The following is a 24,850-nucleotide window of genomic DNA, read 5'->3' as shown; positions in this document are numbered from 1 at the left end:
CAACCCACCATCAAGACCGGGATCCTGGCATCAGTTTATACCCAAGCAAACGGGGATCTGTCAATTTCTTTCCCCTTTTTCGGCAATAGTCTCTTTGACTTTCCCTTCCAAAAACGCTAGAGTAGCGCGTTATTTGCATGTAGCGGCCATGCAGTCGCCATCTCCGAAGATCCGAAGAGGTCCAGAAATGAAACGCACCACCAATCTGAATGTCCGATCCCTCACCCCCATTATCGCCCCCACTGACCTGAAGCAGGTTTTCCCTCTTTCAGAGCGGGCGGCGGAATTCGTCATCCAGGCCCGGCAGCAGATCAAGGATATTCTCCACCGGCGCAACCGGAGGCTCATGGTCGTGGTTGGGCCCTGTTCGATCCACGATCCCAGATCCGCCCTCGAATATGCCGACCGTCTGGCGGCCCTGAGCCAGGAACTGGAAGATCAGCTTTTGCTGGTGATGCGGGTTTATTTCGAAAAGCCCCGGACAACCATCGGCTGGAAAGGTCTCATCAACGATCCGGACCTGAACGGAACCCATCAGATATCGAAAGGTCTTGGCGTGGCCCGCAACCTGCTGTGCGAGATAACCGCCCGCAGGCTGCCGATCGCCGGGGAGATGCTCGACCCCATAACCATACAGTACCTCTCAGACCTGGTCAGCTGGGGCGCCATCGGCGCCCGCACCACGGAATCCCAGCCCCATCGCGAAATGGCCAGCGGGCTGTCCTTTCCGGTCGGCTTCAAAAACGGCACGGATGGCAACCTCCAGATCGCCATCGACGCCATGGGCGCTGCCAGACATCCCCACAATTTTCTCGGCATCGACCGGGATGGACGCACCGCCATTGTCGAAACCACCGGGAACCCGGATGTCCACATCGTGCTGCGGGGAGGCGGCGACAAGCCGAACTATATGCCTCACGATATCGACAAAGTCGAAGAATTATTGGCCAAGTCCGGCCTTGATCCGGCCATCATGGTCGACTGCAGCCATGCCAATTCAAACAAGGACCACAACCGGCAGGAAGAAGTTCTTCTCAATGTCGTTTCCCAAATCGTGATCGGCAACCGCTCCATTTTTTCGGTCATGCTGGAGAGCCACCTGGAAGCCGGCAGCCAGCCTCTCTGCCCGAATCCGCGCGATCTTCGATACGGTATTTCCATCACCGACAAATGCATCGACTGGGCAACGACCGAGCGTTTGCTGCGCTATGCCCACAGGGAACTTTCCGAAAGCCGGAAACAGGCCGCAGGGTAATCAGTCTTTTTTGGTCAAGGCCTCGACTTTGAGATTCACGTCATCGATGTTGACCCTGACAACATGTCCTTCTTCCCGTTCGCACCGTACCAGGCCGTCTTCGACCCACTTCAAAATCAGGTCCCGGCCGATCCCGACCTTTGATTCAGCTTCTTCCGGAGTGAACCAGGTTTTTCCAAGGGACATAAGGAACCTCCTTTTCCCTTCGCACGCACAACCTGTTCTTACTCTAGGACAGACAGGTAAGGAAATGCAAACCGGTCCTTGTTTTACAAGGCATTGAGAAGCCGGTAGACCTTCTGTTCCAGTTCCCAGACCTCGGCGGCGCGGTCCTCGGCCCCCTTTTCCTGCAGCAGCAGCCGGGAACGGTCGAGCAGGCTGTGCGCCTTCAGCAGGACAGGGGTCAGCTTGCTCTCCAGTTGAATGCGGGGGATATCACCCACCTGCTCCTCCAATTCGGTCAATTCAGCAGTCGCCTTACCGATAAGTTTCAGCTCCTGGGCATCGTCACTTCCGTTAAAGACCTGACGAAGCGTGCGCGCGTCCCGGACCAGCTCCCTGTAGCGTTCGGATATATTCATCGAAATTTCCCTTTAAAAAAATTCCGGTTAAGCGCATTACGTTGCTGCAGGCATGAAAATCGGGGGGTCAAAAAAATTAATTCGACCCAGACCTCGATGCCGATCTCTAGGCCTCACAATTGCCTGGCCCTGATTAAAGGGCTTAACCAGATTTGAAAACAGGCGGTCATTGTAAGCGCAAATCATTTTGCACAACAACCAAAACCTTGGTCAGCCTTGACTATTTTCCTCGGCAACTGATATTTTGACGGTGAATTGCCGAGGGTATTCTGGTGGCCAGGACAATCGAAAACCGCCCCGGCGCTTGACGAGAGCGACAGTGAATATGATTGTCTGGCTGAACGAGCAAATACGGGAGATTGCTCCCGGCACAAGCTTGAGGCAACTGCGTGACCGGTTCCGTCCCGATGCCGATATCGTCATCTACAATGGCCATGCGGAAAGCGGCAACCCGATCCTGTGTGAGAAGGACCGCGTGGTGCTGATCCGGCGGGGTGAACGGCCTTCGGCCGATGAGCTTGAAGCCTTGCTGGTCGCCCGGCACACTCCCGGGGTTCATGACAAGATCCGAGCCGCCTGCGTTGGAATTGCCGGGGTCGGCGGTCTCGGCTCGCCGGTGGCCATGGCCCTGGCTCGCTGCGGCATTGGACGGCTGATTATTGCCGACTGCGATGTCGTTGAGCCCTCCAACCTCAACCGGCAGAACTATTTTCTCGATCAAATCGGAATGTATAAGGTCGAGGCGCTGCGCCAGACCCTTGAGCGGATCAACCCCTACGTGGAAGTCGTGACGCACCATCTGCGCCTGACCCCGGTCAACATTCCTGATCTGTTCAAGGACGTGAATGTCATGGTGGAAGCTTTCGATCTTCCCGATCAGAAAGCGATGCTGGTCGAAACATTCCTGGGTAAAGTACCGGGAACACCGCTGGTAGCCGCCTCCGGAGTGGCGGGTTTCGGCCCCGCCAACACCATCCGCACCCGTCGGGCCGGCAGCCGGCTCTTCCTGGTCGGCGACGAAACCAGCGCGGCCCGCCCCGGCGAGGGACTGATGGCTCCCCGTGTCGGGGTCGCGGCCCACCATCAGGCCAACGCCGTGCTACGTCTGCTGCTCGACCAGGACCCGGCAGAGGAGCAACCCAGATGAACGTCATCGTCAACGGCCACCCAAAAGAATTGCCGTCAGCCTCCACCGTCGCCATGCTGCTGGAGCTGCTGCAGCTGGAGCCGACCCAGGTGGCGGTGGAACGAAATCTGGACATTATCCCCCGGGATGCCTTCGCCGCAACCGTACTGCATGACGGAGATCGGGTGGAAGTGGTCCGCTTTGTAGGCGGCGGGTAAGGTTGTTCTGCTTTTTATCGGCTAAACCGCGAGGTTTCGCCCCCGCACGACGACCCACTCTTTTGATGCGCGTCAAAAGAGTGGGCAGAAAAACGCGCCCCGGCTGCGTCACAGGGGATTAAAGGGCAAAGGCATTAAAACAAAGCTCCCTGCTGGATAGGGTTAGCAAATAGAAGGAAGACAACCATGGACGAACTGATCATCGCCGGCCGCAAATTCACCTCCCGCCTCATGGTCGGCACCGGCAAATTCGCCTCCAACCAACTTATGGCCGCTGCCATCGCGGCTTCCGGCAGCCAGATCGTCACCGTCGCCCTGCGGCGGGTGGACATCGACCGCCCCGAGGACGACCTGCTGGCCCATATCGACCGGGACAAGTGCCTGCTTTTGCCCAACACCAGCGGCGCCCGCGACGCCGAGGAGGCGGTGCGCCTGGCCCGGCTGGCCCGGGCCGCGGGCTGCGAGCCCTGGGTCAAGCTCGAGGTCACTCCCGATCCCTACTACCTGCTGCCCGACCCGATCGAAACCCTCAAGGCCGCCGAGATCCTGATCAAGGACGGCTTTATCGTACTGCCCTACATCAACGCCGACCCGGTGCTGGCCAAGCGCCTGCAGGAGATCGGCACCGCCACGGTCATGCCGCTGGGCGCTCCGATCGGCACCAACAAAGGGGTGAAGACCCGCGACAGCATCGCCATCATTATCGAACAGGCGAGCGTGCCGGTGGTGGTCGACGCCGGCCTCGGCGCCCCCTCTCACGCCGCCGAGGCAATGGAGCTGGGGGCCGACGCCGTGCTGGTCAACACCGCCCTGGCCGTCACCCCCGACCCGGCGCGCATGGCCGCCGCCTTCCGCCTCGGCGTCGAGGCCGGACGCCTGGCTTACCTGGCCGGGCTGGCCGCCCCCCGGCAGCAGGCCGAGGCCTCCAGCCCGCTGACCGGATTTCTGAGGGACGAGACATGAGTTTTCTGGAGCTGTTCAACCGCTTCGACGGCGACGAGATCGCCGCACGCATCGCCGCCTGCGGCCCGCGGGAGGTGGAACGGGCCCTGCAGGCGGAGCATCTGCAGGTGGGGGACTTTTTGGCCCTTTTGTCGCCGGCGGCCGGCGCCTATCTGGAGCCTCTGGCGCAGAAGTCCCACCGGCTCACCCAGCGCCGCTTCGGCAAGACCATCCAGCTCTATGCGCCTTTATACCTGTCCAACGAGTGCACCAACAGCTGCCTGTACTGCGGCTTCAACGCGGCCAACCAGGTGGCGCGGCGCACCCTGACCCTCGAACAGATCGAGGCCGAGGCGAAGATCCTGGCGGGGCGGGGTTTCCGCCACGTGCTGCTGTTGACCGGCGAGGCGCCCCGTGCAGTGGACGACGCCTACGTGGCCGCCGCCATCCGCCGGGTGCGGGCTCTGTTCTCCAGCATCGGGCTGGAAGTCTACCCGATGGACGAGGCGGGCTACCGGCAGATGGTGGAGGCCGGTGCCGACAGCCTGACCGTCTACCAGGAGACCTACGACCGGGAGCTCTATGCGCACCTGCACCCGAGCGGGCGCAAACGGGATTTCAACTGGCGGCTGGAGACACCGGACCGGGGAGGGGCCGCGGGACTGCGCACCATCGGCATCGGCGCGCTTTTGGGCCTGGGCGACTGGCGGCGGGAGGGGTTCTACGTCGGGCTGCATGCCCGGCACCTGGCCCGCACCTGGTGGCGCAGCCGGGTCAGTGTCTCTTTTCCCCGGATTCGTCCGGCCGACGGCGGCTTCTCGCCCCTGCAGCCGGTCTCGGATGCGGCCCTGGTGCAGCTGATCTGCGCTCTGCGGCTGTGGTTGCCGGACGCCGGACTGACCCTGTCGACCCGGGAGAGCGCCCAGCTGCGCGATCACCTGCTGCCGCTGGGGATCACCCAGCTCAGCGCCGGGTCGAGCACCGCACCGGGGGGCTACGGCCATGCCGCCGACGGCAGCGAGCAGTTCGTGATCGACGACGACCGGGATGCCCATCAGATCTGCGCCATGCTCAGAACCAAAGGGTACGAGCCGGTGTGGAAGGATTGGGACGGCGCTTTCCGGAGCAATCCGGCGGAACCTGCTTATGGTCGCTGACCAGCCCCTTTTCCCTCTCTGCCTGATTACCGACCGTCTGGCTCTTGGTCCTGGCGGCGACCTGCTGAAGGTTGTCGAGCAGGCCCTTCGCGGCGGGGTACCCGCCGTCCAACTGCGGGAAAAAGATCTGACCAGCCGGGAGCTGTTCGATCTTGCCTCTGAAATAAGGAATCTCACCCGCCGCCACCATGCCCGACTGCTGATTAACGACCGGGTCGATGTGGCCCTGGCTGTGGGCGCTGACGGCGTTCACCTCGGTCATCAGTCACTTCCCGTGGCCAAAGTTCGCAGCCTGCTCGGTCATAAAAAACTGATCGGCGTCTCAACCCACCGATTGGAAGAAATCCTGCCTGCCGCCCGGCAGGGGGCAAACTTTCTCACCTTCAGTCCTGTGTACTTCACTCCTTCGAAAGCGGGCTACGGACCTGCGCAAGGGCTTGAGCGGCTGCAGTCCGCTTGTCGCACCAGCCCCATCCCGGTCTTGGCCCTGGGAGGAATTCGACCCGAAAAACTTGCTGAGCTGCGTGCTGCGGGCGCATCGGGAATTGCTTTGATTTCGGCCATTCTGAACGCTGAGGACCCGCGCAAAGCTGCCAGCAACATGATGGAAACCCTGGCGGCGGAAGGCTTTTGCGCGGCAGCAGCTTCCTTGTAGCCATCGCCTGTTTCGGTTTATATTGAAACATGCATAGACCGGTCCTGCAGTGGACCGGTACTACGGCGCAGTGAAAGAGCTCCGGGCTGCGGTTCTTGTCCGCATCCCCCACTGCACCAACAGGACCGTGGATCATACACCGGCGCCACTCGCCTGACTTTATTTGATGAGTTGTTATGGAAATAGCTATTGTTCTTGCCATCCTGTCGGCAACCATTCTGCTGTTCGCGACCGAGTGGCTGCGTATGGATATCACCAGCCTGCTTGCCCTCCTCGCCCTTGCGGCCACCGGACTGCTTTCGCCGGAGGAAGCCTTTTCGGGATTCAGCAATCCGGCGGTCATAACCGTGGCGGCAATGTTCATTATCAGCACCGGCATATCCAACACCGGTGCCACGGGGCAATTGGGAGAACGTCTGATTCGCATGGCAGGCAAGAGCCTGCCCCGTCTGATCGCCGTCATCATGGCCTGCGTGGCCTTGTTTTCAGCATTCATGAACAACATTGGATCGACCGCTGTTCTCATGCCGGTGGTCATCAGCATTGCCCGTCAACTGAACCTCAGTCCGTCAAAGCTTCTGATCCCTCTTGCGAGCGGTTCTCTTCTGGGAGGGGTCTGCACCCTGATCGGCACTCCGCCGAACATCCTCATGAACAGTCTGCTCAAGCAGTATGCCGGTCAATCCTTCAACATGTTCTCCTTCGCTCCGGTGGGCCTGACAGTGGCGACGGCAGGCATCCTCTACATGGCATTTCTCGGACACCGCCTGCTGCCCCTGCGCAAATCGGGAAAACTGACCGAAGAGTACCAGGTCAAGGAATACATTACGGAAATCGAGATTCAGGAAAATTCTCCCCTGGTCGGTCAGACCATAACCCACAGCAGACTGGAGAGAGACTTCAATCTGAAGGTCAGGGCGATCCTTCGAGGTCATCAGAAGCTGCCGCAACCGCGAGGCAATCGCAAGCTGCGCCAGGGGGACGTGCTGCTGCTGGAGGGCAACCCCGAAGGGATTCTGAAGGTGATGCAGACCAAGGGGTTGAAGCTGATTCCCGAACAGGACAATCCACCGGCGGAAAAAATGGATGAAAACCTGGTGGTGATGGAAGCCTCTCTGACGCCGAACAGCGACTTGGTGGGGAAAACCCTGCGGCAGGTGCAGTTTCACGAAAGCCACGGCCTGAATGTCCTTGCCCTCTGGCGCCAGGGAGCACCGATGGTCAAAAAGGTGGATCGGGTGAGTCTGAAGTTCGGCGACGTTCTGCTGCTGCAGGGCCCCAAGGAGCGGATCATCCATCTGGGCAAGGCCCACGGTTTTCTGCTGATGGGGGGTATTCCACCGGTCAGCTACCATCCCCACCGCGCCCCCTTTGCCCTGGGGGCCCTGATCGGTGTTATCCTGCTGGCCGCGACCGGCATCCTGCCGATCATGCTCGCCGCCACCCTCGGGGCCCTGGCCATGGTGTTCTTCCGCTGTCTGACCATCCAGGAGGCCTATGAAAGCATCGACTGGGGCATCATTCTGCTGATTGCGGGCACCCTGCCCCTCGGCCTCGCACTGGAAAAAACCGGCGCCGCCCTGATACTGGCCGACCTGGTCCTGAACCTCTTCGGCCCACTCGGACCATGGGTCGTCCTGGCAGCCTTTTTTCTGCTGACGTCCCTGCTGACCGAGGTCATGAGCCATGCCGCGGCCGCCGTCCTGATCGCACCCATCGTGTTTCATGCCGCCCAGGAACTGGAGGTCAGCCCGAAACCCTTCTTCATGGCCGTCGCCCTGGCGGCCTCCTCCTGCTTCATGACCCCGATCAGCCATCAGTCGAATGCCCTGGTCATGGGACCGGGCGGCTACCGCTTCTTCGACTACACCAAGGTTGGAGCGCCTTTGAACCTGCTCGTCTGGATTCTCGGAACCCTGCTGATTCCGTTGGTTTTTCCCTTTTAAGGGAAACATCACGGACTGAAGGGACGGCAAGGATAGACTTCAGCGCGCCCTTCTATCCAGGCGGCGCAGGTACTCCCTGGCCAGTTTGGCCGTTTGTTCAGTGCGGGCGGTATCGAGGGCCGTCAAAAAGTAGTGGTAGGCACTGGTATCCCCCCGGGGCTGGCGCAGCATGGCCTCTCCCGCTCCGAGAAAGGCACGATCGATCTCCGGGCTGTTGGGCCGTTCGGCAATGAACCTCCGGAACAAAGACAGAGCCGGCAGATTTTTCCCCTGTTCCAGCAGATTATTGCCCATATCCAGCACTGCCTCATCGGGCACCGCCAGCCGTTCCTTTCGATCGTCCAATTGAAAATAAAGGTCTGTTGCCCGGTCCATAAGGTTTTCACCAAGCAGTTCGACCACCCTCTGCGCTTCAGTGGTCTCCCGGACCGTCTCCTTTCTCTCCGCCGGCCCCCCGGTAATGTCCTTCACCCGGCTTCGATGCTTGTATCCGATCCATTGCCACCGGTCAACGGCGAAGGCCAGCAGAAGGCCGGCGCCAAACCCGCCGATGTGCGCCCCGTGGGCAACTCCGGAGGCCTGGCCGGCGGTGAACAGAAAGGGAATGATATTGTCGATAACCAGATAGAAACCGAGGACCAGGCGGGCGGGCAGGTAAAAAGTGTTCATCAGGATAGGAAAGAGGAAGACGAAGGTCTTGACCTGGTTGCGGGGAAACCAGATGAAATAGCAGCCAAGCACCCCGGAAATGGCGCCGGAGGCTCCGACCAGGGGAACCTGGGAGCCGGGCACGAACAGGGAAAAGAACAGCGTCGCAGCGACCCCCGCCACCAGATAGAAGCCGAGATACCCGAACCGGCCAAGGCGATGTTCGACATTGTCCCCGAAGATCCAGAGGAACACCATATTGCCGATCAGGTGCAGCCAGCCGCCGTGCAGAAACATGGATGAGAAAAGGGTGAAAAGGCTTGGTGAACCCGGTCTGAAACCGTATCGGAAAACAAACAGATCATAGGCTGTCATGTTCTGCAGGATCTGTTGGGCGGACCCGTATCCCCGGGCACCAACGACGCGGATATAATCGACCACCAAAGGGTCGTTGAAATCGGGCCTGCTCATTGTCAGCGGCAGCGTGACGAACAGGAAAACGGCGATGTTGGCCGCAATGAAAAAATAGTTAATGAAGGGGGTTGTCGGCGGATTGGGCGTGTCCCCATAGGGTAAAAACATGGTGGTTCCTCGGCAGAAGTGATAAGATTCCCGCGGCAACCGGAAAAGCCGCGGCACCCCGGCAGAACTGCGGGTTACGGCAATATTATCACAGCTTTAGGGCTGAGGGGCTGCTTGCATTTTTACTGCCCCCGGTTATCCTCATTTCAACAAGGAGTTGAAGGTGTCCCTGCTGTATGCCCTCGATATGGTCGGCACCGCCGCCTTTGCCGCATCAGGGGCATGGGCCGGCATCAGAAGGCGGATGGATCTGTTCGGTGTGATGGTTCTTGGAGTGGTTACGGCAACAGGTGGAGGCACCCTGCGCGATATTCTTCTGGGCGACACCCCACCCTTCTGCTTCAAGGACCAGACCTATCTTTACGTGGCTATCGGAGTCTCCCTGGCCACCTTTATCCTCTACCGCCACATGAACGACCTCCGCCATCCCCTGCTCTATTTCGATGCCGTGGGACTCGGAACCTTTGTCGTGATCGGTACCGAAAAGGCCCTTGTTTTCGATGCCGGATTTCTCGGCTCGGTGATGCTGGGAGTCATGACGGCAACTGCGGGCGGCATCATGCGAGATGTGCTCGCCAACCAGGTGCCCCTGATACTTCGCCGGGAAATATATGCCTCGGCCTGTCTCGCAGGAGGCACCCTTTTGGCCCTTTTGGCCCTTACGCCCATTCCGCACGCTCTCGGTCTGTTGTGCGCGGCCTCGGTGGTGGTCCTGCTCCGGCTTTTGGCCATCCGTTTCAACTGGTCCCTGCCCAGGGCCGGCGATCAATGACGGAAATCCGTCAAGGAGGCGAACCGAATGCATACCGTGCGACTGCTCGGCTCCAACAGGATCTATCGGGTCGGCAAGGTCATCTGCATCGCCCGCAATTACCGGAACCATATTGCCGAACTGGGCAATCCGCCCCCTGTTGAACCGGTGTTCTTCCTGAAACCGGCCAGCAGCATCATAGGACAGGGGGAACCGGCTGTTATCCCCCATTATGGCAGGTTCTGCCATCATGAGGTGGAATTGGCGCTCCTGATAGGCAAATGGGGCAAAAACATCCCGGCCCGGAAAGCGCCAGCCTATGTCGCCGGGTATGGCGTGGCCATCGACCTGACCCTGCGGGATGTTCAGGACCGCTTGAAAACGGCAGGGCTCCCCTGGGACAAGGCCAAGGGCTTCGACACCTCCTGCCCCCTATCCGATTTCATTCCGGCCGATCGGATCAACGACCCACACAACCTGCAAATAAGGTTATGGGTGAACGATCAGTTGCGTCAGGACGACCGGACGGATTCGATGATGCTGGGGGTGGCGGGAATCGTCAGTGCCGCTTCCACCATTTTTTCCCTGGAAGAAGGGGACATTGTGCTGACCGGCACACCGGCCGGGGTCGGTCCGGTCGTCAGAGGAGACCGGGTCCGGGCGGAGATCGAAAATGTCGGGCGGCTGGAAATCCGGATCGAGCAGGAAGCCGATCCCGGGGACCTGTAACCCGCCTGCCGCCAGCCGAACAGCTCACCTTTCCTGCTGGCAGGCTGTTGCAAAGGAGCCTGCGGAACATTCAGGACGACCTTTGCCGCTCCCGATTCGCCAGATGATGGGCCAGACGGGTCGGTTCGGGCATGCGATAGCGTAGCGCGCAGCGCGCGACCATCTCGGCCGCAGTGTCCACGTCGATCCGGTGGCCAGGAGAAACATAGAGGGGTTTGACCCTGTCCCTGCTCGTCAGAACCGTGCCGACCACCTCCCCGTCGAGCAGCAGAGGTGTTCGATCGCCCCTGCAGGGCCCAGGGGGAGCATGGTCACCGCACAGGCGGCTTTTGGCACAGCCGATGGTGGGCAGATCCAGCCAGAGCCCGAGGTGGCTGGCCAGACCCAGGCGGCGGGGATGGGCGATGCCTTGGCCATCAACCAGAATCAGATCGGGGACTGTCCGCAGGCGGCGGAAGGCCTCCAGCAGAACCGGCAGTTCGCGGAAAGACAGCAGCCCGGGAACATAAGGGAAGGACACCCGATCGGCGGCGACGGATTCCTCCAACAGGGTCATCTCGGGATAGTTCAGGACCGCAATCGCCGCGTAAAAAAGTTCCCCCCTGCGCTGATAGGACACATCTGCTCCTGCCACCGTCCGGATCCTCCCCGGCAGCCCGTTTTTCAGACGGACCCGTTCTGCCAGCCGTTTCTGCAGACCGGCGGCTTCACGGGTGGAGACCCCCCAATCATGCAGTTCGGGAAAATCCATATGCCTCCATCGATCCTGAAAATGACCCTTTTAGAGCTTGCAACGGAGAAGTTTTTTCCCGCAGGTAAACAGGATCTCCACTTTGTCCGGCTTGTGCAGCTCCTTGACAACCCCTAGGCCGAAAACGGGATGGGAAACAATATCGTCCGGTTTATAGCCACGGTCCATGGCATAGGGAACTGCGAGCCCGGTCTCCGCCTGATTCAGAATCTCCTGCAGCTGATCCTGATCGGCGGCCGCGCGGCTTTTTGCCGAGCTGCGAGCCGGTCGGGGGGTCGATACGGTTTTCGTCCGGGCGGCCTCCTGCTTCTGCTGGGGTGAACGGTAATTATGATCGCCATGGCAGGTGTTGCAGCGTACGCGCACGGGCCGCTCCTCAACCATGGCAATGACGGTGTGATTGGTAACGGTCCGGCAACGGGTGCACCGGGCCTCGATAAAGTCTCCAGCCGACAACCTTTTACTGCTCATAATACTCCTGTGACGCAAAAGAAAAGCCACAGGAAAACACCCGTGGCGGTGGCAGAGGGGCGTTTATAGCACCTCGTTCCCCGAAGTGTCAAGGTGGTTCCCCGTCCATTCTCCTCCCTTGGAATCGAAAAGGCCTCCGCAACACCTGGAGGCCTTTTCGATTTTGTCAATGCCAGTTTTTTCGGGCCCGGTCAGGATCACCGGAGCCAATAGTACCGATTACTTCTTCTCCAGCAGTGCGGCGTGGGCCGCTGCCAGGCGGGCGATAGGTACCCGGTAGGGCGAGCAGGACACATAGTCGAGACCGGCCTTGTGGCAGAAAATGACGCTGGAAGGCTCGCCTCCGTGCTCTCCGCAGATGCCGAGCTTGATTCCCGGCCGGGTCTGGCGGCCTTTTTCGCAACCGATCTTCACCAGTTGCCCGACTCCGCCCTGATCCAGAACCACAAAGGGATCGTTCTCCAGGACTTCTCGTTGCACGTAGTAGGGCAGAAACTTGCCTGCATCGTCCCGGGACAGGCCGAAGGTGGTCTGGGTCAGGTCGTTGGTGCCGAAAGAGAAAAATTCTGCTTCCCGGGCGATTTCGTCAGCGGTCAGAGCCGCCCGGGGCAGTTCGATCATGGTGCCGATCAGGTAATCGATGGTGACGTCGAATTGGTTCATCACCTCTTCTGCGACACGCACTGCTTTGGCCCTCAAAATGGCCAGCTCCTTGACGTGACTGACCAGGGGAATCATGATTTCAGGGACGATCTCGAAACCTTCGTTCTTGACCAGTTCGCAGGCTGCTTCCATGATGGCTTGAACCTGCATGTCGTAGATTTCCGGATAGGTCATGCCGAGACGGCAGCCACGATGTCCGAGCATCGGGTTGAATTCGTGCAGGAATTCGGCCTTGTGCTTCAGAGCCTCGGGGGTCACCCCCATGACCTCGGCCAGGTCGGCGATATCCTTTTCGGTCTGGGGCAAAAACTCGTGCAGGGGCGGGTCAAGCAGGCGGATGGTCACCGGCAGGCCTTTCATCTCCCGGAAAAGACCGAGAAAATCCCCCTTCTGCATGGGCAGGATCTTGTTCAGCGCCCTCTTGCGTCCTTCCACATCGTCGGCCAGAATCATTTCCCGCACGGCCATGATACGGTCGGTTTCAAAAAACATGTGCTCGGTGCGGCAGAGCCCGATACCTTCGGCGCCGAACTTGCGCGCCACGCGGGCATCCTGAGGGGTATCCGCATTGGTCCGGACCTTCATCCGGCGGGCCTTGTCGACCCATTCCATGAGCATGCCGAAATCCCCGGTCAGCTCGGGCTGCACCGTGGGCACGGCACCTTTCATGACCTCGCCGGTGGAGCCGTCCAGTGTAATGACGTCCCCTTTTTTGAAGACCTCGCCGTTGGCGGTGAACTGTTGTGTTTTGTAATCCACCTTGATGTCCCCGCAGCCGGCGACACAGCATTTGCCCATGCCGCGAGCCACCACGGCGGCGTGAGAGGTCATGCCGCCGCGAGCGGTCAGGATACCCTGCGCGGCGTTCATGCCGTGAATATCCTCGGGGCTGGTCTCGATTCGGACCAGAATGACTTTGAGACCCAGTTTGGCCGCTTCCTCGGCATCCTCGGCCGAGAAGACGATTTCGCCGTTGGCGGCGCCGGGTGAAGCGGGCAGGCCGATGGCAATGACCTCTTTTTTGGCTTTAGGGTCGATGGAGGGGTGCAGGAGATGGTCGAGCTGCTCGGGGGCAACGCGCAGCACCGCCTCTTCCTGGGTAATCAGCCCTTCCTTGACCATGTCGACGGCGATCTTGATGGCCGCAGTCGCGGTCCGCTTGCCGCCCCGGGTCTGCAGCATGTACAGTTTGTGCCGCTCGATGGTGAACTCTATGTCCTGCATGTCCCGATAGTGCCGCTCCAGCTTCTGCTGGATATCCATCAGCTGCTGATAGCACTCGGGCATGACCTCTTCGAGGCTGGGCAGGACTCCGTTGGTGTTGCCGTCCTTGTTGATCGGCTGGGGGGTACGGGTCCCCGCCACCACGTCCTCGCCCTGTGCATTGAGCAGGAATTCTCCGAAAAACCGGTTTTCACCGGTGGCCGGATTCCGGGTGAAGGCCACTCCGGTCGCGCAGTCGTTGCCCATGTTGCCGAAAACCATGGCCTGGACGTTGACCGCTGTACCCCACTCGGCAGGAATATTATTGAGCTTGCGGTAGGTGACCGCGCGGGGGTTCATCCAGGATCCGAACACCGCGTCAATGGCGCCGCGCAGCTGCTCCTGGGGATCGCTCGGAAATTCACGTCCCAGATTTTCCCTGACCTTGTTCTTGAACAGCAGGACCAGCTGCTTCAGGTCGTCCGCGGTCAGTTCGGTATCGAGATGGATGTTCCGGATCTCCTTCATATGCTCGAGGAGTTCCTCGAGGATCTCGCCGTTCATGCCCATGACGACGTTGCTGTACATCTGGATGAAGCGGCGGTAGGAGTCGTAGGCGAAACGGGCGTCACCGCTCTGCTCGATCAGCCCCTGGACCGTAACGTCATTGAGGCCAAGATTGAGCACCGTATCCATCATGCCCGGCATGGACACGCGGCCCCCTGAGCGAACCGACAGCAGAAGCGGATTTTTCGAATCGCCGAAGGTCCGGCCCATGGCCTCTTCCAGCTTGGCCAGGTTTTCCTGGATCTGGTCCTGGACTTCCGGCGGATACTGACGGTTGTTTTTGTAGAATTCTGTGCAGAGTTCGGTGGTCAGGGTAAAGCCCGCCGGCACCGGCAATCCAATGGCAGTCATCTCCGCCAGGTTGGCCCCTTTGCCCCCGAGCAAGTTTTTCATTCCCCCATTGCCTTCGGTTTTCCCGGCCCCAAAAAAGTAAACGTATTTGACAGCCATTACTCTGTCCCTCCCGCATATGTGTTAACCCGTGCCTCCACGGCCCGGGCCTGAAAATCGTCAAAAATCAATCGGCAATCCTGGAAAAATCCGCAATCTGACGAAACACTCCCGCCACCCGGCTCAACAGGGCCAGGCGATTGTTCCGGACATCCCCGTTTTCAACCATGACCATGACCCCTTCGAAAAAGTTGTCGACGGGGCCGCGCAGACCGGCAACGGTCTGCAGCGCTGCTGTATAATCCCCCTTCTCCAGCAGAGCGGCGAACTCCTGCTCCACCCGCTGGAGAACGGCTAGGAGTTCCTTTTCACTGGCCGCTTCGAAGAGACTTTCAGCCACCGGCAGATCAGTCCCGCCCTTGATGATGTTACCCACCCGCTTGAAAGCCACGGCCAGAGGTTCGAAATCCTCCCGCGTCTTGAAAGCGGCCAGGGCCCGGACCCGCGCCAGAGCATCGACGGTATCGTCAAAGGAAGTGTTCAGCACCGCCTCCACCACATCCTGGGGTTGACCCTGGGATATCAGCAGATTGACAAACCGCAACCGGATGAATTCGAGAACTTCGGCGGCAACCTCATCGGTGGGCCGGGTCAGTTTCTTCTCCAGCAAGCCGACGCTCCGCCCCACCAGTTCAACCAGGGACAAGCGGTACGCCCGGTCCAGGATGATGTTCAGAATGCCGATAGCGCTGCGGCGCAAAGCGTAGGGATCGGCGGTGCCGGTGGGGATCAGGCCGACCCCGAAACAGCCGCAGATGGTATCGAGCTTGTCGGCAATGGATATGAAGGCGCCGATGTTGTCCGAGGGAAGATCCCCGCCGGCCTGTACCGGCAGATAATGTTCGAATATAGCCCGGGCGATCCGGGGGTTTTCCCCCTCCAGCAGGGCATACTCACGGCCCATGACACCCTGCAGCTCGGGGAACTCGAAAACCATGCCTGTTTCCAGGTCGCATTTGGCCAGCAGTGCGGCCCGGTCGGTCATCTCCGCGACCTCCGGATCGAGTTGCCGCGCCAGTTCGACCGCCAGTTGACGGAAACGCATGACCTTTTCGTAACTGGTGCCGAGCTTGGCCTGATAGACGACCGATTTGAGGGCCTCGAGCCGGTTTTCGAGGGGTTGCTTCCGGTCTTCCTTCCAGAAGAACATGGCGTCGGCGAGGCGGGCCCGCAGAACACGCTCATTACCGCGCCCGACCACGGCCGGGTCTTCGACCCGGGTATTGGAAACGGTGATGAACCGGGGCAGCAGCCTCCCCTGCGCGTCGGCAAGGGTGAAATAACGCTGATGTTCCCTCATTGTGGTAATCAGCAGTTCACGGGGGAGCTCCAGATAGCGGTCCTCGAAGGTGCCGGTCACCGCCATGGGATATTCTACCAGATAGGTGACCTCATTCAACAGGTCCTCATCGGCATTCAGATGTCCGCCGGCCGTGCGGGCGACCTGCTCCAACTCGCCGGCGACCATCGCGCGGCGCTTGTCCGGATCGGCAATGACAAAACGGCGGGCGGCTTCTTCCAGGAACTGTTCGAAATGTTCCACGACAAACGGGTCAGGCGCCATGAAGCGATGGCCGCAGGAGAGATAGCCGCTCTGCAGATTGCCGTGGGTAAAGGGCACCACCTTGCCACCGTAGAGAGCGACGATCCAATGGATGGGCCGGGCGAAGCGGATATCCAGATCCTTCCACCGCATCGACTTGCGAAACGGCAGTTCGCTGATCACCCGGGGCAGAATCTCCGGCAGCAACTCGGCCGTCGGCCTGCCCTCGACCACCTTGGACAGGAACAGATACTCCCCTTTTTCAGTTTTGATGCGCGACAACTCCGACACATCCACACCGTTGCTGCGGGCAAAACCGACGGCCGCCTTGGTGGGATTGCCTTCATCATCGAAAGCGACCTTCACCGAGGGCCCGGAGAGATTCAGTTCCTGCCGCTCCTGCTGCCCACCCAGACCGCTCACCGCAATGCCGAGACGGCGCGGAGTGGCGAAGGTTCGCATGCCGGCAAAGGGGATGCGCGCGTTTTCGAACTCCCTGCCCAGCAGGCGCTCGAGATCGGCCATGGCGACCGGCAGAAATCCGGCGGGGATTTCTTCGGTGCCTATCTCCAGGAACAGTTCAGCAGACATGGGGAGCGATCCCTCCTTATCCAAAAACAAACCACGGAAAGGTATTTTCCGTGGCGGGTTTGCGGGGCTATCCTGGGCTCACCCCTTCAGCAGGGGGAATCCCATCTTTTCCCGTTGAGTCACATAGCCTTCCGCGCACAGGCGGGCCAGGTTGCGCACGCGGCCGATATAGTGGGCCCGCTCAGTGACCGAAATGACGCCGCGGGCATCGAGCAGATTGAAGGTGTGGGAGGCCTTGAGAACGAAATCGTAGGCCGGGAAGACGAGTGCCCGCTTCACCAGCCTGGCGCACTCCTTTTCGTACATTTCGAACAGCCGGAACAGCATATCGGTATCGGCCTCTTCGAAATTATAGGTCGAGAACTCCACTTCCGTCTGGTGGTGGACGTCGCCATACTTGATCCCCGGAGCCCACTCCAGATCGTAGACGTTGTCGACCCCCTGCAGATACATGGCAATGCGCTCGCAGCCGTAGGTGATTTCCGCGGAAACGGGCTTCAGGTCGATCCCCCCTACCTGCTGGAAATAGGTGAACTGGGTAATCTCCATGCCGTCCAGCCACACCTCCCAGCCCAGTCCCCAGGCCCCCAGGGTGGGCGATTCCCAGTCGTCCTCGACAAAACGGATATCGTGGCGCGAAGGGCTGATGCCGAAGCTCTTCAGGGAATTAAGGTAGAGATCCTGAATGTTCATCGGCGAAGGCTTCATGATTACCTGAAACTGGTAGTAGTGCTGCAAACGGTTGGGATTTTCGCCGTAGCGGCCGTCGGTGGGACGGCGGGACGGCTCGACATAGGCGACCTTCCAGGGCTCGGGCCCCAGCACTCGCAGAAAGGTCGCCGGATTAAAGGTGCCGGCCCCCTTTTCCATGTCGTAGGGCTGTTGCAGAATGCATCCCTGGCCGGCCCAGTACTTCTGTAGGGAAAGAATGAGCTCTTGGAAAGTCACGTTGCCTCCGGCGTTTGTTTAACCTCTTTCAGGGGGCAAAGAGTAGCTGTTTTGCCCCAACCTGTCAACCTAAATCAAGGCGCCCTAACCTCCCTCTGCACCCCCGGCAGGCGGGGACCCGGCCGACACTCGGTCCAGGAAGCGGAGGGACTTGAGAGGGCGGGGAAGATGGGGATGAAGAGCCGACCGGAGAACCGCGCAACCTTCCCGCAGGGTCTGCTCGCTGAAGCGGAAACCTTCGAAAAGGGTGATGGGCGTTTGCAGGGAGCGGGCCAGGGTTCCCAGGGTCAGGGGGGAAACCTGCAGCGGTTCGCCCTGGCCGCTGCATTGCGGACAGAGGCTGCCTCCCCTGACAGCGGCAAAAGCCGCCCGGTCCGAGGAAAGAGACCCGCCGCAGTCCGCGCAATGCAGCAGATGGGGAATGTAGCCGGTCAGCACGAGCATGCGCAGATCGAAGAGCAGTCGGGCCTCGTGGGGCGTATCCGCCCCCGCAATATGATCGAGAAAAGACCTGAGCAGGGCGAACACGTCCGGCTGGGCCTGCCCTTCCCCCAGCAGAACCTCGACCAGTTCGCAACCGTAGGCGGCCAGGGCGAGGGCTTTGGGATCGCGACGGAGATCAATCCGCAAGTCGAACAGATCCACCTCCTGCAGCGACACCAGGGAGCCACGGGTCGACGCTTTCCAGTGGATCTGCACCTGGGAAAAGGGCTCCAGGGATGTTCCGAACCGTTTGCGGCTCTTGCGGGCGCCGCGGGCAAATCCCTTGAGCAGCCCCTGCTCCCGGGTCAAAAAGGACACGATGCGGTCCGCCTCGCCGTAATTGACGTGGTGCAGAACGATGGCTTCGGAATGATGAAGGTTCATGGTTTAAGTCCGGCAGTCGGACCTGCCCGACCACTCAGTTAAGATGCTGCAGAAACAGGGTGGCGGTGCCGAAGTAGATCAGGATGCCGGTGATGTCGTTGGCGGTCTGGACAAAGGGGCTGGTTGCGATCGCGGGGTCGATACCGACTTTCTTGAAAAAGGCCGGAACCAGAGCGCCCATGGTTGCCGCGACGGTCATGGCGCAGACCATGGCCAGACCGACCACCAGACCGAGATAGGGGTTGTGATGCCATATCACGGCCACCAGTCCCACAGTCAGGCCGCAGACTCCACCCATCAATACTCCGACCCGCAGTTCCTTGAAAAAGACCTGGCGCAAGGTGGAATAGTCGATGTGACCGGTAGCGAACCCGCGGACCACGATGGTGGCGGACTGACCACCGACATTGCCGCCCATGCCGGTGATGACCGGGATGAAGGAGATCAGGGCGATGACCTGCTCCAGTGTAGCCTTGAACAGCCACATCAGGTACCCGGTGATGATGCCGCCGAAAAGATTGGTGATCAGCCAGGGCAGGCGCAGTCGGGCGACCTTGATCGACTTGAAGCCGTACAGCAGTTCCTCTTCGCTGGCCCCGGCCATCTTGTAGATATCCTCGGTGGCTTCCTCGCGCAGAACATCGATGACATCGTCGACAGTGATGATACCCATCAGCTTGTTCCACTGATCGACGACCGGGATGGCCAGGAGGTTGTATTTGGCCACCAGGTGAGCGACCTCTTCCTGGTCCTTGTCGGTGCTGACGCTGATCACCTCCGTGGTCATGATATCCTTGAGGCGCGTCGACTGCGGGACGGTCAGGAGCTGGCGCAGCGAAAGAACCCCCACAAGGTGGTTGCGGGGATCGGTCACGTAGACATAGAAAACCATCTCCACGTCACTGGCCTTCTGCAGCGCCTCGATGGCCTGCTGGACGGTGGTATTCTCCCGCAGGGAGAAGATCTCCGTCGACATGATGCCGCCGGCTGTATCCTCATCATACTGCAGCAGCTGCTCGATTTCATCGGAGTGCTCATCCTGCATGGTGCTGAGGATCTCTTCGGCAATCTCCTCCGGCATGTTGCGGATGATTTCCACCGCATCGTCGTAGGGCATCTCCTGGAGCACCTCGGTGATCGTTTCATGACTGATCTGTTCCAGCAGATGGGCCCCGGTGCTGTAATCGAGTTCGGAAAGAACGCTCGCCGCCGTTTCGGTATCGTCGATGAGATTGAACAGGATCTGCTGCTCTTTGGGGGAAAGATGGGTGAACAGTTCGGCGATGTCGGCGGGATGGGACTTGTCGATGACCTTGTTCAGATTGGGATAGGCGCCGCGGCGGATGAGCTTTCTTACCGTATCGAGAAGCACTTGCAGCTTTTGATCCATGGCGGGCCTCCAGGTGGAAACAGGGGCAGGTAAAACCCGGAGTTTCGGTTTGCCATCAGCGTTGAACAGTCCGGATTAACGGGTCACTTTATCATCGCGCCTGTTACAGTGTCAATGAAGTGGAGCAGACCTGCCAAAGGGGTATCCAAGGTATGGGAAAGACATGTGCCGAACACTGATAGTGGTGATAGTGGCGAAACTGCCGTCGTCACGACGCTTCAGCCCCTGCCGGGGCAGCCGACCGGTCCTGGGGCTCGAACAGAAATACCCAGTCCCTGTAGGTTTTGGCATTTTCGAACTGCTCATACTCTTCCGGAAAATCTTTTGTCTTGAGCGGTTTGTCCCCGCTCGCCCCACGCACTCCGAGGATCCGTCCGGCCGAATCCTTCACCAGCTCCCACGCGTCCCCGGTGATCGGATCCGGGTAGAGCCGGCGCAGGTGGCGAACCGTTCCGGGATAGCGGGGATCCTTGAGCAGTTCCTCCACCTGCAGGGGGTAGTTTCCCGCAGTGGTACCGGCAGAGTAGTAACTGCCGATGGCCCGCCGGTACTGGTCACCGCGGAACAGCATCTCTTCTTCACGGGCCCGCTGCATGACGTTGGTCCAAGTGGTTCCGGCAATCCCTGCGGAAAGACCCATGATCATGACCATCACCAGCAGGATCATGAGGGCCGCGCCCCGCTCGTTGCCCGGAAGCCGGTGGGACTTAGGCATGTTTCAACGCTCCCTTTGCTGTGAAAACCCGGCTCTGATCCGGCAGGAAGCAGTTCGGCTATTTATGCCGCCAGCTTCCGTCCTTGCTCTGCAGATACCAGCCCTCCGCCGCCTGCTGACGCCAGGAATCGGCGAAGATGGACTGGACTTCATCGGCCTTGTCAGGAAAATCATTGGCACGCGCGATTTCCCGGTACAGCCGCAGCCGGTCGTTGTTCTCCTCGGTCACCAGCCGCTGCAACGCCCCACGGGAACGCAGGTCGAGACCGGCGGTATCGCGGATCGCCAGCAGGCCGTCGGCACCGATACCGATGTTCCCCGCCTGCAGATAGGGGCGCAGCTTGTCGGTGCGGTCCTTCATCGCCTGTTTGATGGCCCGGATTTCGGGGGTGCTGACGTTGATATCCTGTGCCGCCCAGGCCGCTGCGGGACCGAACAGGCCCTTCAGCCAGGCGGAGGGCTTTGATTCGGCGGCCGGTTCCTGTTCGGGGGCGGGCTTTCCGTTGCCCTCGCCCCAGACCTCGTTGACGATCCGATCGGCGGCGTTGCGCACCTCTTCGGCCGGGAAATAGATATTGATGGTAACGCAGGACAGAAGGACCGCAACCATGGTCAATGACAATAACCAGTTCAGCTTTTTCATTCCGTTTCCCTCCTTGCGGGACAATTTTTCAGCAGGCAGGTTTAGTTGAGCTGTATCGAAAAGAAACCTTTAAATTCAGCTCTTAAGACTGCTGCAACTATACACTTTCTCCCTTGTCAAAATCAATCGTTCCCGGACTCCTGCCGTCTCTCCGTGCGTTCGATGCGCTGCAGCCTTTTCAGCATTTCGCTAAAGGAGACGGCGGCCGGGGGAGCGAGAATATCGATCTTCGGCGGCAGAAAACCTCCGAAAACCAGATACTGGTCGGATTCCGGGCGCGCCGTGCCGCGCAGGTAAAAAACGTCTTTTTCCAGCTCACAGACGATGCCGATCCTGCTGTACCGGTAAAAATCGATGAAACGGTAAATGCCCCGGGACAGGGCGGCGGAAAGCCCCCCCTGGCTGAGGATCGCTAGGTTGTTGAGGGCCTTGACGCTGATGTTGCGCTTTCCTTCGTCCCGGCTCTCGATGCGGGCGCTGAATCGGGCGGGAGTGGCGCCGAACAGTCGCAGATCATGAATGTGGCCGTCGACAATACCGTTCATTACGCCGAAGGAAAGGGTCTTGGTGACCTGGTTAAGATCGATCCCGGAAAAATCGACATTTGCGAAGATCTGCAGGTAGGCCAGGGAAGAAGCGTCGATGCGGATGTTGCGGACATTGATCCCGCCCCCGAAGACCCGGATACGCGCCTCCCCTTCCGACTGCAGGACGCCGTCGGAGTAGCGGATATGACCGAGGTCTCCATCGATACTCCCTGCCATGAGGGGCAGATCCGTCTCCTGGCTAAGTGTTTCCAGATCGACACCGGCAATGGTGAACAGTCCGTCAAATCCGAATCCGGACCGGTCCCGGCCGAACTCCAGACGGTCGATAGCCATTCGGCCTCCGGCCAACTGCAGTACCAGCGGTTTGGGAAAGGTGAACCGGTCCGGTGCCGACACAATCGGTACGGCATCGGCGGACATGGATACGGGACCCCATTGCAAGACCTGGTACTTCAGGCTGCCCACCCGTTCGCCCCCCTTTGCTGTCCGTTCCGAAGCGCCGAAGGTGAATTCGAAGGGCAGATTGCCGGTCAGTCCAGCCAATGCAACTGCGGACCCGGGGGCCTGAAAAGCAACTTCATGGGGAAAAACCTCCCCCCGCAGGCGCCGTTGTCGACCCTCGTCTGCCACCGCCAGATTCATCCTCAAGCTGCCCCCGATTCGGGCTTCCCTCAAAAGAGAATGGCTGTCCCCGAGAATCTCTTTCAAATGTTCGGCTACGGGGCCGGCCAGATCGGGCAGTTCCAGCTCCCCGGAAAGATTCAGGCTGTCGCGGGCGATGGTTCCGGTGCCTTGCAGCAGGAGCATCTCCGGCATGGCCAGGCGCAGATGTTCGAGTTCCAGGCGCTGCTTTGCGGGATCGGTTGTGAGATTGACGGCCAGGCGGGCAGGGATGGCCGCCAAATCGGCATAATAACGTCCCCACAAACCCTCGGCGGCGCCCAGATCCCCTCTCAGGGCCAGACGGAGAGGCGCGCCTGGTTTGGCATCGACGGTCCCGCTGCCGGAAAAATATCCGCCGGCCAGGCCCGCCAGGCCGTCTGCGGCAAAGAATTCGATACCGGCCAGCGACAAGCGATCCAGATCCATGTGCCAATTCCCGGCCTGCCGGGTTCCCGATCCCTTCAGAGAAAACCGGGCCGAAAGACCTCCATACCCGGTCAAATTACCGTCGACGGCGGTATCGGAGATAAGCAGGCGGGATTTGTCCAGACGCCAGCGGCTGCCGGCAGCCCACCCCTCCAGGTCCAGGTTGCCGAAGCTCAGCTTTTTCCCCCGCAGGGACAGGCTGCCCGCCCAATGATCCTTTTCGATGGCGAAGTCAAGGTCGACCGTCGGTCCTGCAAGAATGCTGTCAGAAAACTGCAGACGCCTGGCCCCAAGCCGGGCGGACCCGGACCAGCCGGAGAGAGAATGTCTGGTCATCCGCAGACGTCCTTCGATGTCCTGGCCCTGCTGCAGCAGATCTCGCAGGCCTGGACCGAGCAGAGGACGCAGTTTTTGCCAGGAGGTCGGCCGAAAGGTGGCAAGAACCGTCTGCAAATCCCCTTCGACTTCGGCCAGTGGACTATCGGCCAACTCAAGATCGGCCTTCCCCCGCCATCCGTCCTTTTCCCGCGCCATCGCACCTTGAATGCGCAAGGGGGCCAGGTCGAACAGAAATTTCCGACTGCCGTTTCCGACCGGAAATCCCGTCACCTGCAGCTTCAGGATTGGGTCGTCGAGCGGGCCGGAGACCCGCCCCTCCATTCTCAGTCCGCCCGCCAGCCTCGGTGCCTCGCCGCCCATCAACAGCGATTTCAAACGCCCGGGATCTTCCGAACTGGCCCGAAACTGCCCTTCCAGCATTTCCGACCGCACGGTGAAGGCCGCTTCAAAAGGATTGCTCTGGGCCAGCAGGCCTCTCAAGGTTCCCGTCCATTCGCTTCCGGTTCCGGACAATTCCAGATTCAGGGCATCAAAAGGCAGGTGAAGGTCCCCCTGGGCAATCCCTCCTGAAGACACCTGTACCCCCAGTGATAGCGTGTTCCCTGCCAGTGAAAAACGCAGATCCAGGTTCTGCAGAATGAAATTCCACCCCTCCGGGATTCCGGTTTTTAAAGACAGTCCGGCAAAAAGCCTGTCCAGGGACGGCCGGTCGAGTCGGGCCAGACGCAGGCGCCCGCCTCCCGCCGCACCGGCCCCCGAGGGAAGGGTGAAATCCATGGGACCGGCAAGGAGTTCCCGACCGTCCCAGCGAAAGCTTTCCAGGGACAAGGCAAGCCCATCCGTCCATTCGGCCTGTCCCGTCAGTCGCACCGGAAAGGCTTCGTCGCCACCCGGCATGGCTGCGAGGGTCAGCTCGTAGGTTTCGCCGCCCGTCGCCAGGAAATCGATCTCCCTGACCGCATAATCTTTTTCAGACAGGCGATAGGTCATGCTCCCGCCCTGAATGGCCAGGCGACCGAAGGATACCGGCGCACGGGCAGGAAGACCCGCCCCGCCCCCGTCGGGGGAATGTACCAGCAAGAGATGGGGATGAACGGCTTCGAGGGAGGAGATATGACCCTGCAGCAGTCCGGACAGGGTCAATTTGATCCGGACCTCGGGAAGGGTCACCTGATAACGCTTGGGCGCCTCCAGAGTGATGTCGCTGACCAGCACCTCTCCATCCTGCCATGCCAGGCGGCCGATGGAAACCTCGGCGGAAAGCTTATCGGCGGCCAGGGCGGCCAGACGGGGACGAAGCCAGTCGTCAAGCAGCCGCTCCGGGCTCAAAAAAAGGCCCGCGAGCAGCAGCGGCAGCAGGAGTGCCAGGGCGATCAGGAGATATTTGCCGCGAATTTTCAGCATGGGTGCGGGGCTCTTTGTAAAAAAGGACGGGGAGGACCTCAAGGACGGCAAGGACTCAAATAGACCGCTTTTTCATCC

The 24,850-nt window shown here is 60.2% G+C and carries 22 protein-coding genes; 9 read left to right on the top strand and 13 right to left on the bottom strand.

Translation table 11 applies throughout. The features are described from left to right. The first annotated feature begins 187 nt into the window (after positions 1-187). A complete protein-coding gene (locus R2940_09290) occupies positions 188-1,255 on the top strand; it encodes a 3-deoxy-7-phosphoheptulonate synthase (GenBank protein ID MEZ4599972.1) in 1,068 nt (355 codons plus the stop codon). Here R2940_09290 and R2940_09285 read toward each other — a convergent pair whose 3' ends face one another. Together R2940_09285 and R2940_09280 are read right to left on the bottom strand one after the other, a co-directional pair. Beyond that, positions 1,256-1,441 (bottom strand): MerR family transcriptional regulator, encoded by a 186-nt coding sequence (locus tag R2940_09285; GenBank protein ID MEZ4599971.1) that lies wholly within the window; start codon positions 1,439-1,441, stop codon positions 1,256-1,258. An 83-nt stretch (positions 1,442-1,524) separates the two neighbouring features. Next, complete coding sequence (locus R2940_09280) at positions 1,525-1,836, bottom strand: hypothetical protein (GenBank protein ID MEZ4599970.1); 312 nt, start codon at positions 1,834-1,836, stop codon at positions 1,525-1,527. A 325-nt stretch (positions 1,837-2,161) separates the two neighbouring features. Between R2940_09280 and thiF the strand changes: the two genes are divergently transcribed. The 6 genes from thiF to R2940_09250 all read left to right on the top strand — a co-directional run bounded on the left by thiF (position 2,162) and on the right by R2940_09250 (position 7,880). Continuing rightward, positions 2,162-2,983 (top strand): sulfur carrier protein ThiS adenylyltransferase ThiF, encoded by an 822-nt coding sequence (gene thiF, locus R2940_09275; protein MEZ4599969.1) that lies wholly within the window; start codon positions 2,162-2,164, stop codon positions 2,981-2,983. Further along, on the top strand, positions 2,980-3,180 hold the full coding sequence (gene thiS / locus R2940_09270; protein MEZ4599968.1) for a sulfur carrier protein ThiS: 201 nt from the start codon (positions 2,980-2,982) through the stop codon (positions 3,178-3,180). Before thiF ends, thiS begins: the two co-directional genes overlap by 4 nt. Before the next feature lie 186 nt (positions 3,181-3,366). After that, positions 3,367-4,143 (top strand): thiazole synthase, encoded by a 777-nt coding sequence (locus R2940_09265; GenBank protein ID MEZ4599967.1) that lies wholly within the window; start codon positions 3,367-3,369, stop codon positions 4,141-4,143. After that, complete coding sequence (thiH, locus tag R2940_09260) at positions 4,140-5,279, top strand: 2-iminoacetate synthase ThiH (GenBank protein ID MEZ4599966.1); 1,140 nt, start codon at positions 4,140-4,142, stop codon at positions 5,277-5,279. Before R2940_09265 ends, thiH begins: the two co-directional genes overlap by 4 nt. Further along, the gene (gene thiE, locus R2940_09255) at positions 5,269-5,934 is read left to right on the top strand and encodes a thiamine phosphate synthase (protein ID MEZ4599965.1); all 666 of its coding nucleotides are present in this window, start codon (positions 5,269-5,271) and stop codon (positions 5,932-5,934) included. The genes thiH and thiE overlap by 11 nt, the downstream gene beginning before the upstream one ends. Positions 5,935-6,110: 176 nt before the next feature. After that, positions 6,111-7,880 (top strand): SLC13 family permease, encoded by a 1,770-nt coding sequence (locus R2940_09250; GenBank protein ID MEZ4599964.1) that lies wholly within the window; start codon positions 6,111-6,113, stop codon positions 7,878-7,880. A 39-nt stretch (positions 7,881-7,919) separates the two neighbouring features. Here the strand turns inward: R2940_09250 and R2940_09245 are convergent, their stop codons facing one another. Next, positions 7,920-9,110: a rhomboid family intramembrane serine protease gene (locus tag R2940_09245; protein MEZ4599963.1), complete on the bottom strand. Its 1,191-nt coding sequence runs from the start codon at positions 9,108-9,110 to the stop codon at positions 7,920-7,922. Between the two features lie 163 nt (positions 9,111-9,273). Here R2940_09245 and R2940_09240 point away from each other — a divergent pair, with 163 nt between their 5' ends. Both R2940_09240 and R2940_09235 read left to right on the top strand, forming a co-directional pair. Then, positions 9,274-9,882 carry a trimeric intracellular cation channel family protein gene (locus R2940_09240; protein MEZ4599962.1) on the top strand — a complete coding sequence of 203 codons (609 nt, stop codon included), beginning with the start codon at positions 9,274-9,276 and terminating at the stop codon, positions 9,880-9,882. A 27-nt stretch (positions 9,883-9,909) separates the two neighbouring features. Beyond that, positions 9,910-10,590: a fumarylacetoacetate hydrolase family protein gene (locus R2940_09235; protein ID MEZ4599961.1), complete on the top strand. Its 681-nt coding sequence runs from the start codon at positions 9,910-9,912 to the stop codon at positions 10,588-10,590. 70 nt (positions 10,591-10,660) lie between these two features. On the opposite strand, the gene nfi is transcribed toward R2940_09235, so the two are convergent. The 10 genes from nfi to R2940_09185 form a co-directional block, all read right to left on the bottom strand. After that, positions 10,661-11,341 (bottom strand): deoxyribonuclease V, encoded by a 681-nt coding sequence (gene nfi, locus R2940_09230; GenBank protein MEZ4599960.1) that lies wholly within the window; start codon positions 11,339-11,341, stop codon positions 10,661-10,663. A 30-nt stretch (positions 11,342-11,371) separates the two neighbouring features. Further along, positions 11,372-11,812: a hypothetical protein gene (locus R2940_09225; GenBank protein ID MEZ4599959.1), complete on the bottom strand. Its 441-nt coding sequence runs from the start codon at positions 11,810-11,812 to the stop codon at positions 11,372-11,374. Positions 11,813-12,031: 219 nt separating this feature from the next. After that, positions 12,032-14,695, bottom strand: coding sequence for a pyruvate, phosphate dikinase (ppdK, locus tag R2940_09220; protein MEZ4599958.1), 2,664 nt, complete (start codon positions 14,693-14,695; stop codon positions 12,032-12,034). 67 nt (positions 14,696-14,762) lie between these two features. After that, positions 14,763-16,829 (bottom strand): glycine--tRNA ligase subunit beta, encoded by a 2,067-nt coding sequence (glyS, locus tag R2940_09215; GenBank protein MEZ4599957.1) that lies wholly within the window; start codon positions 16,827-16,829, stop codon positions 14,763-14,765. A 78-nt stretch (positions 16,830-16,907) separates the two neighbouring features. Next, positions 16,908-17,777 carry a glycine--tRNA ligase subunit alpha gene (gene glyQ, locus R2940_09210; GenBank protein ID MEZ4599956.1) on the bottom strand — a complete coding sequence of 290 codons (870 nt, stop codon included), beginning with the start codon at positions 17,775-17,777 and terminating at the stop codon, positions 16,908-16,910. Positions 17,778-17,861: 84 nt separating this feature from the next. Beyond that, positions 17,862-18,644 (bottom strand): DNA repair protein RecO, encoded by a 783-nt coding sequence (gene recO / locus R2940_09205; GenBank protein MEZ4599955.1) that lies wholly within the window; start codon positions 18,642-18,644, stop codon positions 17,862-17,864. 34 nt (positions 18,645-18,678) lie between these two features. Then, a complete protein-coding gene (mgtE, locus tag R2940_09200; GenBank protein MEZ4599954.1) occupies positions 18,679-20,034 on the bottom strand; it encodes a magnesium transporter in 1,356 nt (451 codons plus the stop codon). Between the two features lie 208 nt (positions 20,035-20,242). Then, entirely contained in the window at positions 20,243-20,749 is a 507-nt protein-coding gene (locus R2940_09195) for a type II secretion system protein (GenBank protein MEZ4599953.1), read from the bottom strand. A 58-nt stretch (positions 20,750-20,807) separates the two neighbouring features. Continuing rightward, a complete protein-coding gene (locus R2940_09190) occupies positions 20,808-21,392 on the bottom strand; it encodes a DUF1318 domain-containing protein (GenBank protein ID MEZ4599952.1) in 585 nt (194 codons plus the stop codon). A 122-nt stretch (positions 21,393-21,514) separates the two neighbouring features. Further along, entirely contained in the window at positions 21,515-24,772 is a 3,258-nt protein-coding gene (locus R2940_09185; GenBank protein MEZ4599951.1) for a hypothetical protein, read from the bottom strand. Positions 24,773-24,850 lie beyond the last annotated feature (78 nt).

Source organism: Syntrophotaleaceae bacterium (genome assembly GCA_041390365.1).
GTDB lineage: Bacteria > Desulfobacterota > Desulfuromonadia > Desulfuromonadales > Syntrophotaleaceae > JAWKQB01.
This window is presented reverse-complemented; position numbering and strand designations above follow the sequence as displayed.

Coding starts and splice junctions, on each gene's coding strand:
- R2940_09290 (MEZ4599972.1), top strand. CDS start 188: ATGAAACGCACCACCAATCTGAATGTCCGATCCCTCACCCCCATTATC.
- R2940_09285 (MEZ4599971.1), bottom strand. CDS start 1,441: ATGTCCCTTGGAAAAACCTGGTTCACTCCGGAAGAAGCTGAATCAAAG.
- R2940_09280 (MEZ4599970.1), bottom strand. CDS start 1,836: ATGAATATATCCGAACGCTACAGGGAGCTGGTCCGGGACGCGCGCACG.
- thiF (MEZ4599969.1), top strand. CDS start 2,162: ATGATTGTCTGGCTGAACGAGCAAATACGGGAGATTGCTCCCGGCACA.
- thiS (MEZ4599968.1), top strand. CDS start 2,980: ATGAACGTCATCGTCAACGGCCACCCAAAAGAATTGCCGTCAGCCTCC.
- R2940_09265 (MEZ4599967.1), top strand. CDS start 3,367: ATGGACGAACTGATCATCGCCGGCCGCAAATTCACCTCCCGCCTCATG.
- thiH (MEZ4599966.1), top strand. CDS start 4,140: ATGAGTTTTCTGGAGCTGTTCAACCGCTTCGACGGCGACGAGATCGCC.
- thiE (MEZ4599965.1), top strand. CDS start 5,269: ATGGTCGCTGACCAGCCCCTTTTCCCTCTCTGCCTGATTACCGACCGT.
- R2940_09250 (MEZ4599964.1), top strand. CDS start 6,111: ATGGAAATAGCTATTGTTCTTGCCATCCTGTCGGCAACCATTCTGCTG.
- R2940_09245 (MEZ4599963.1), bottom strand. CDS start 9,110: ATGTTTTTACCCTATGGGGACACGCCCAATCCGCCGACAACCCCCTTC.
- R2940_09235 (MEZ4599961.1), top strand. CDS start 9,910: ATGCATACCGTGCGACTGCTCGGCTCCAACAGGATCTATCGGGTCGGC.
- nfi (MEZ4599960.1), bottom strand. CDS start 11,341: ATGGATTTTCCCGAACTGCATGATTGGGGGGTCTCCACCCGTGAAGCC.
- R2940_09225 (MEZ4599959.1), bottom strand. CDS start 11,812: ATGAGCAGTAAAAGGTTGTCGGCTGGAGACTTTATCGAGGCCCGGTGC.
- ppdK (MEZ4599958.1), bottom strand. CDS start 14,695: ATGGCTGTCAAATACGTTTACTTTTTTGGGGCCGGGAAAACCGAAGGC.
- glyS (MEZ4599957.1), bottom strand. CDS start 16,829: ATGTCTGCTGAACTGTTCCTGGAGATAGGCACCGAAGAAATCCCCGCC.
- recO (MEZ4599955.1), bottom strand. CDS start 18,644: ATGAACCTTCATCATTCCGAAGCCATCGTTCTGCACCACGTCAATTAC.
- mgtE (MEZ4599954.1), bottom strand. CDS start 20,034: ATGGATCAAAAGCTGCAAGTGCTTCTCGATACGGTAAGAAAGCTCATC.
- R2940_09195 (MEZ4599953.1), bottom strand. CDS start 20,749: ATGCCTAAGTCCCACCGGCTTCCGGGCAACGAGCGGGGCGCGGCCCTC.
- R2940_09190 (MEZ4599952.1), bottom strand. CDS start 21,392: ATGAAAAAGCTGAACTGGTTATTGTCATTGACCATGGTTGCGGTCCTT.
- R2940_09185 (MEZ4599951.1), bottom strand. CDS start 24,772: ATGCTGAAAATTCGCGGCAAATATCTCCTGATCGCCCTGGCACTCCTG.